9 protein-coding genes are annotated in these 7,014 nt (G+C 69.9%); 2 read left to right on the forward strand and 7 right to left on the reverse strand.

Features of this window, described 5'->3' with window-relative positions; genetic code table 11:
• Positions 1-2: 2 nt before the first annotated feature.
• The 4 genes from EFK10_RS27865 to EFK10_RS27880 form a co-directional block, all read right to left on the reverse strand.
• On the reverse strand, positions 3-1,268 hold the full coding sequence (locus EFK10_RS27865) for an MFS transporter (protein ID WP_127358422.1): 1,266 nt from the start codon (positions 1,266-1,268) through the stop codon (positions 3-5).
• A 58-nt stretch (positions 1,269-1,326) separates the two neighbouring features.
• Positions 1,327-1,488, reverse strand: a complete 162-nt coding sequence (locus EFK10_RS27870; RefSeq protein ID WP_127358423.1) for a TetR-like C-terminal domain-containing protein — start codon at positions 1,486-1,488, stop codon at positions 1,327-1,329.
• A 377-nt stretch (positions 1,489-1,865) separates the two neighbouring features.
• On the reverse strand, positions 1,866-2,297 hold the full coding sequence (locus EFK10_RS27875; RefSeq protein ID WP_127358424.1) for a hypothetical protein: 432 nt from the start codon (positions 2,295-2,297) through the stop codon (positions 1,866-1,868).
• Positions 2,273-2,716, reverse strand: a complete 444-nt coding sequence (locus EFK10_RS27880) for a universal stress protein (RefSeq protein ID WP_127358425.1) — start codon at positions 2,714-2,716, stop codon at positions 2,273-2,275. Before EFK10_RS27880 ends, EFK10_RS27875 begins: the two co-directional genes overlap by 25 nt.
• 244 nt (positions 2,717-2,960) lie before the next feature.
• Here EFK10_RS27880 and EFK10_RS27885 point away from each other — a divergent pair, with 244 nt between their 5' ends.
• On the forward strand, positions 2,961-4,685 hold the full coding sequence (locus EFK10_RS27885) for a GAF domain-containing sensor histidine kinase (protein ID WP_240677502.1): 1,725 nt from the start codon (positions 2,961-2,963) through the stop codon (positions 4,683-4,685).
• 7 nt (positions 4,686-4,692) lie between these two features.
• On the opposite strand, the gene EFK10_RS27890 is transcribed toward EFK10_RS27885, so the two are convergent.
• Both EFK10_RS27890 and EFK10_RS27895 read right to left on the reverse strand, forming a co-directional pair.
• The gene (locus EFK10_RS27890; protein WP_206305612.1) at positions 4,693-5,019 is read right to left on the reverse strand and encodes a hypothetical protein; all 327 of its coding nucleotides are present in this window, start codon (positions 5,017-5,019) and stop codon (positions 4,693-4,695) included.
• A 100-nt stretch (positions 5,020-5,119) separates the two neighbouring features.
• A complete protein-coding gene (locus tag EFK10_RS27895) occupies positions 5,120-5,824 on the reverse strand; it encodes a response regulator (protein WP_127358426.1) in 705 nt (234 codons plus the stop codon).
• Positions 5,825-6,021: 197 nt separating this feature from the next.
• Here EFK10_RS27895 and EFK10_RS27900 point away from each other — a divergent pair, with 197 nt between their 5' ends.
• The gene (locus EFK10_RS27900) at positions 6,022-6,594 is read left to right on the forward strand and encodes an Rv1733c family protein (RefSeq protein ID WP_127358427.1); all 573 of its coding nucleotides are present in this window, start codon (positions 6,022-6,024) and stop codon (positions 6,592-6,594) included.
• A 78-nt stretch (positions 6,595-6,672) separates the two neighbouring features.
• Here the strand turns inward: EFK10_RS27900 and EFK10_RS27905 are convergent.
• Positions 6,673-7,014 (reverse strand): BON domain-containing protein (locus EFK10_RS27905; RefSeq protein WP_127358428.1); only part of this gene is annotated, 342 nt, incomplete at its 5' end.

A 7,014-nucleotide genomic window follows, 5' to 3' on the forward strand; every position in this document is an offset into this window, starting at 1 on the left:
TCTCAGTCGGCCAACGCCTGCGGCACGGTGTCCGGCGCCCGCCCCCATGTCATTCGCTCCGCGATCCAGATCACGAGGCCCACCGCGATGAGTGCGCCCGCCATGACGGTGACACCACTCCAGCCCCAGGCCGCCAGAACCGCGCCGGTGGCTGCGGAGGAGGCCGCTCCGCCGAGGAAGACGCTGGTCATGTAGAGGGAGTTGATCCGTGCGCGCGCGTCCGGGCGCAGGGCGTAGATGTCCCGCTGGCTGAGCACCTGGTGGCTTTGGACGGCGAAGTCCAGGAGTACGCCACCCAGGGCGAGCGCGAAGAGATTGGATACGCCGAGCCCGGCCACGAGCATCGACACGAGGCCCAGGACGAGGGCGCAGGCACGGACAGTCGTACCGTGTCCGGCGTCGCCCAGACGGCCGGCGACCGGGGCCGACGCGGCGCCCGCCGCTCCGACGAGGGCGAAGACGGCGACGCCGGTCTGGGACAGGTGGTGGCGGCCGATCAGTTCGTAGGAGACGGCCGTCCAATAAGCGGTGAAGGCCCCGAACAGGCACGCCTGGGTGAGGGCCCGACGTATGAGTACGGGTTCGCTGCGGCCCAGGCGTACGACCGACGCCAGCAGCGCACCGTAGCGGGCCGTGTGCACTGGCTGTCGCACAGGCAGCAGTTTGGCCAGCGCGAGGGACGTGAGCAGCATCATGACTGCGGAGATGGCGTAGATGCTGCGCCAGCCCCAGGCCGCTGCGGCGAAGCTGGAGACGGAGCGGGCGAGCATGACGCCGAGGAGCAACCCGCTGGTCACCTGTCCGACGACCTTGCCGCGGGATTCCGGGGGAGCCAGGTGTGCGGCGAGGGGTATCAGGATCTGGGCGACCACCGAGGTCACTCCGACCATGGCCGATACGGCCAGGAAGATCCAGAGGTTCGGTGCGAAGGCGGCCACCGCCAGCGCGACCGCCGTCAGCAGGAGGGTGCGGGAGGCCAGCCGCCGGTTCTCCAGCAGGTCACCCAGGGGCAAAAGGAGGGCCAGGCCCAGCGCGTACCCGACCTGGGTCACGGTGACGACGGTCGTCGCCGTGCCCTGGCCGACGTTGAAGGCGTGGCTGATGAGACTGAGGAGGGGCTGGGCGTAGTAGAGGTTGGCCACACTCGCCCCGCAGGCGAACGCCAGGGTGATCGTGACCCATCGCAGCGAGCGGGGAGATCCGGCCGGGCCGCCCGGCCGCGCGGCGGCGGGGGCCGTCGACGTGGCGGGCGTGGTGCGCGTTCCCATCGGATCACTCCGCAGCTAGTTACTGAACGTTCCGTTCAGTAGAAGTGGGCTGCCGTGCTCAGGTATTCCCCGGCGAGGCGATTCCCGTCAGTACGTGGTCGATGCAGCGCTCCGCGAAGGCCTCGTCCAGGGGCTCGTGGCTGAACAGCAGCCGGTAGTAGACGGGAGCGAAGACGAGGTCCAGTACCGCGGCCATGTGATCGTTCAGGCTGTCGGACACGCACTGGCTGTGGTCGATGATCGATAGATGGCCCCGTACATCCGGTCGAGGCGCAGGTCAACGTGGTTCGAGGATTCGTTCTTGGCCTCCGCGCAGACCGATAGTTGGGACGATGCTGGCTGGCGCTGAAGATGCAGACGGGATAGCAGGCAAGGCCGGACAGTCCTACGTGGTCTATCGGAAATCGCTCGGGACGTAGGTGTTGGTCCAGCGCGAGTACGTGGCGCGTTCCGGGGGCGAGAACGCTCGATCGATGACGCGGTACTGCCGGTAGTAGCGGTCCCCTTGATCGATCCGAACGCCGCGGACCTGAAGCTGGGCACCGTGCAGAAGACGGATGAGGCCCCGCGCGCAGTTTGGCTCGCACGTGTTGATCTTCAGGGTCCCTGTGCCGGTCGCCGTCGGTGCGCCCCAGCCAGGCCAGTGCAGCCCGCTGAGTGCGACAGTTCTGTGGACGGTCGCCACACCTTGCCGACCGCACCGAAGACCAGCTCACGGCCGGGCACTTCGCCGAGCGGCAGCCAGGGCTGCTTGCCTTTGGTGGCGAGGTCGAAGAGGTCGGCGACCCGCATGGAGGGAAGCGGGGGCGGGGTGCGGTTCAGTAGCTTGTCCGGCATTCCGCGCACCCACGTCACGGCGTCAAATAGCGGCGAGTGGATGCTGAGCAGGTCCAGATCGCGGGCGGCGTCGAATACCACGCCTGAGGGGGCCGCGACCGCTGCGGTCTCCAGACGGGTGAAGCGGAAGTCCGGCACCAGGCTGTCCAGCAGCAGCGGTGCGTCAATCAAGGCCGGGGTCTTGGTGACCATGGTTCCTCCGGAATCGCTTCCCCTACGTCATGGTGACCATCGTGGCCCGATTCGGGGGGGCATCGTGCGAGGCGGTGTCGTTCAGTCGTGCGGGACGAACGTGACCCGAGTACCAGCAGCTCCGCGTCGCCGGCGGCTGCCAGCAGTGCGTCGACTGGCTGTTTGTTCACCTGTTCGGTGCCGATCTCCAGGTCGGGGTGGTGCCGGCGGAGTTTCTCCGTCGCTTCGCGCGGCACGCGCTCTGCCCAGTGCCGCTGGGGCTCGGTTCCGGCGAGCGGGGCGTACGAAAGCGGCTGCCAGTCCCAGGCGTGCACGAGACGCAGCGGTGCCTCACGTCGCTCGGCCTCGCGGGCCGCCCATTCGGCTGCGGCCAGGCTCTCGGGCGAACCATCCAGGCCAGCGACAACGGTGTGTGACATGGTGCCGACCTCCTTCGTGGGGTCCCGGTTTCATGCTCCCGTCAGGCCTGGAAGCCAGGGGAGGGGCCGCATGTCCCTGTCTTGGGCCGACTGGCCCCCTGCGGCGGGCAGCTCGGCCACGGGTCGGGGGGCGGGCGCCCCCGGGTGCAGGTTTGCAGGTAGTCGGCGTTCCGAGCCCGTGGGCGGATACCGTGGGGACGTACGCGTGTGTGGTCTGGCGATTCGAGCCTGTGCGGAGGATCCGGTGGGCGACGGCGGCGTCGGGAACAGCGAGCCACTGCCTCGGCTGCGGCTGGATGAGCTGCTGGAGGAACTGCAGGTCCGGATCAATGCGGTGCGCGGGACCAGGGACCGGGTGCACAGCCTGCTGGAGGCGGTGCTGTCGGTCGGGCGGGAGCTGGATCTGCCGCAGGTGCTGCAGCGGATCGTCGAGGCGGCCGTGGTGCTGGTGGACGCCGAGTACGGTGCGCTCGGAGTGATCGACGAGGAGCAGGCGGAGCGGCTGTCGCAGTTCCTGCCGGTGGGGATGTCGGAGACGCAGATCAAGGCCATCGGGCCGCTGCCGTCGGGGCACGGGATTTTGGGGGAGCTGATACGGCACCCGGAGCCGTTGCGGCTGGAGGAGATCTCGGAGCATCCGTCGTCGTACGGCTTTCCGCCGAATCATCCGCCGATGCATTCGTTCCTGGGGGTGCCGATCAGGGTGCGGGACGAGGTGTTCGGCAACATCTACCTGACCGAGAAGCGGGGCGGCCAGCACTTCGACGGCGAGGACGAGACCGTGCTGTCCACCCTTGCGGTGGCGGCCGGGGTGGCTATCGAGAACGCCCGGCTGTATGAGGAGTCGCAGCTGCGCCAGCGGTGGCTGGAGGCGAACGCGGCGATCACCCGCAGTCTGCTGTCCGGGATCGACGGGGACCGGGTCCTGGAGCTCATCGTGGATCACGCACGGGGCATCCTTGGCGCGGATCTGGGAGCACTGGCGGTGCCGGTCGATGGGTCCGAGGATCTCCAGGTGGCCCTGGCCACGGGGATCGATGCCGAGTCTCACCGTGGGCTGGTGCTGCCACGCGAAGGCTCGTTCGTGGGTGCCGCCATCCTGGCCTCGGAGACGATCACCAGCGCCGAGGTGGCCAAGGACCCACGGGTCACGGCTGGGCCGCCACGATGGGCAGGACTCGGCCCGGCCATCGCGGTGCCGATGGTCACCGGGGGCGGGGTACGGGGCGTGCTGCTGCTGGCCCGGGTCGAAGGGTCGCCGGCCTTCACACAGGCCGAGGCAGCGCCGTTGCTTGGTTTTGCCGGGCAGGCGGCGGTGGCGATGGAGCTGGCGGAGCGGCGGCGGGACGCCGAGCAGATCGCCCTGTACGAGGACCGGGACCGGATCGCCCGGGACCTGCACGACCTGGCGATTCAGCGGCTCTTCGCCACCGGGATGACCCTGCAGAGCGCCCTGCGCTTCGTCGACAGGCCTGAGGGGAGCGAACGGCTGCTGCGGGCCGTGGACGACCTGGACGAGACCATCAAAATCATCCGGTCGACGATCTTCGGGCTCCGTACGCACGACACCGGCCCGGCCGCCCAGGGGCTCCGGGTCCGTACGGTCAGGACGGTCGAGGAGGCGGTTCCCGCTCTGGGGTTCACTCCGACCCTGCGCATGGAGGGGTTGATCGACACCGATGTACCGGGAGGTGTCCGGGACCATGTGGTCGCGGTCCTCGGGGAGGCGCTAGCCAATGTCGTCCGGCACGCGCAGGCCGCTGCCGCCGATGTCGCGCTCGTGGTCCGCTCTGGCGAGTTGACCTTGACGGTGGCGGACAACGGCGTGGGCGTCGCCGACGGCGGCCGCCGCAGCGGGCTGCAAAACCTCGCAGAGCGGGCCGAACTGCTCGGCGGCGAACTGACGATCGATGCGCCCTCTGACGGCGGTACCCGCCTGGTATGGCGAGTGCCCCTGCCTAATGGGTGACCAGGGGTCAGTCCGCGCGCAACTCCCCGGCGTCGTAGGGAGGCGAGCAGTGCCGGCTCGCCTGGGTGCGGCAGCAGGCGTACGACCGGTTCCCAGCCGAAGTGGGCGAGGGCGACGCGAAGGTTGAACAGCGCGGCGCCGACGGAGATGTGCAGGACCCGCCCGATCGGGTCGGTGTGCCGCAGGCTGCGTTCCGAGTCGGCGCGCACTTCCAGGTGGGGGTGTCGGGGTCCAGGCGGTAGCGGCACAGCTGGGTGTTGTGGATCGACGGGGCGGCGACGGCGGCGGAGATGAGCTTCGAAAGAGTAGCCGCGTCGAGGGTGGCGGGTCGCATGTCCTTCTCCTCCCGGCGTGGCCTGGCTTCAGGCTCCTGCGGCCGGGAGACGGTCGGGAGGGGCTGTCCGTCCCGGTAGCGGGGCCGGGCGGCCCTGATCTCAGCGCGAGTGGCGTTCGGTCGAGGCCTGCGGGCCTGCCTGGGTGGCCAGGACGGCGGCCTGGATGCGGCGCTCGACGCCGAGTTTGGCGAGCAGGCGGGAGATGTGGTTCTTGACCGTCTTCTCGGAGAGGTAGAGCCGCTGGCCGATCTGCCGGTTGGTCAGCCCCTCGCCGATCAGGCCGAGGATCTCGCGTTCGCGCGGGGTGAGCGAGGCCAGCAGCGCGTCCTGTGGCTCCTCCTCCGGGGTGTCGTCGCCGCGCAGGCTGCTCATCAGCCGGGTGGTGGTGGCGGGGTCGAGCATCGACTGCCCGGAGGCCACGGTGCGTACGGCTGCGATCAGGTCGGAGCCCTTGATCTGCTTCAGGACATACCCGGCGGCGCCGGCCATGATCGCGTCGAGCAGCGCATCGTCGTCATCGAAGGAAGTGAGCATCAGGCAGGCCAGCTCGGGCATGCGTGAGCGTAGCTCGCGGCAGACCGTGATCCCGTCCCCGTCCGGCAGCCGTACGTCCAGAATGGCTACGTCCGGGCGTAGCGCCGGGCCCCGGGCAAGGGCGTGGTCGATCGTCCCTGCTTCGCCGACGACCTCGATGTCGGGCTCGGCGTCGAGCAGGTCGTGCACACCACGCCGGACCACCTCGTGGTCATCGAGCAGGAACACCCGGATCGGTGTCCGCGGGGAGAATTCCCGTGCCTCGGTCATGTCCGTCCCTCGCGATGTCGTGAGCCCGTCCCTCGAAACGATCGTGGACCGTAGGGCCGGTGTGGCAACAGGGCCGAACGGTCCCATGCTCCGCGGCGACGACGGCCGGATGTCCCCGGACTGGGGCCTGGTCGGCCTCTCCTCCCCTCGTGGCGTGAGTGCAACGGTCTTCGTAGATTCCGGAAGGGGGTAGGGCGGTGCCCACCAAGGTGAGGCTCTGGCGCTGGCGGCGCAACCCGCTCAAGCGAGGCTTGGATGTGGCGGAGGCGTGGGTGGTTCTCGCGGCTGGCGTGCTGCTGGCCGCCGGCGCCCCGGCGGTCGGTGCGGCCACCGCGGTGGGCGTGGAGAACGCCACACTGCGGGAGAGCCGGGACTGGCATAGCACCTCCGCCGCACTGACCGAGGACGCTCCCGCGAAGGCGACCCTCTACAGCGGTTCGGACAACGGCCGGGTGCGCGCGACAGTGCGCTGGACCGCCTCCGACGGTTCCCCGCATACCAGCAGCGCTCTGGTGAAGCCGGGCCTCCAGTCCGGTGCCCGCGCCACCATCTGGCTCGACGAGCACGGTGCGCTGCGGAACCCTCCGACCGCTCCCGACGCTGCCAGGGCCCAGGGCATCGTGTTCGGCTCGTACGCCGCGACCGGCACCTGCCTGCTGGTGCTGGGCGGCCGCTGGGCGGTACAGGCGCGGCTGGACCGCCGCCGCACGGCGGAGTGGGAGAGCGAGTGGGCCAAAGTGGGCCCGAAGTGGGGACACCGCACGGCGTAGCCGGCCAGCGGAGTGGGAATGTCAGCGGACCGGCGGTGCGAGTGGCACCGCGGGGGCCGCTGACGTACTGCTCGCCGGTCAGAACATCGGTCCCACCTCGGGCGGCCCCATCCGCTCGGGAACCGTCCCGGTGAGTTCGCACCTGATGTCCACGACGCCTTCGATGGCGCGGGCCAGCCGGGCCGCCACGGGCACCAGGGCGGTGTCGGGGATCGTCCCGGACAGCGTGACCACGCCGTCCTTCACCCGCACCTGGACGGGGGACGGTTCACCGGGAAACAGGTAGCCGACCACCTCACGGCGGACCTCCTCCTCGATGTCCTCGTCGGGCCGCAGGAAGACCTTGAGCAGGTCACTGCGGCTGACGATGCCAGTGAGTATCCCCTCGGCGTCGATGACGGGCAGCCGCTTGACGCGCTT

Source organism: Streptomyces soli (assembly GCF_003999195.1).
In the GTDB taxonomy this organism is placed as follows: domain Bacteria; phylum Actinomycetota; class Actinomycetes; order Streptomycetales; family Streptomycetaceae; genus Actinacidiphila; species Actinacidiphila soli.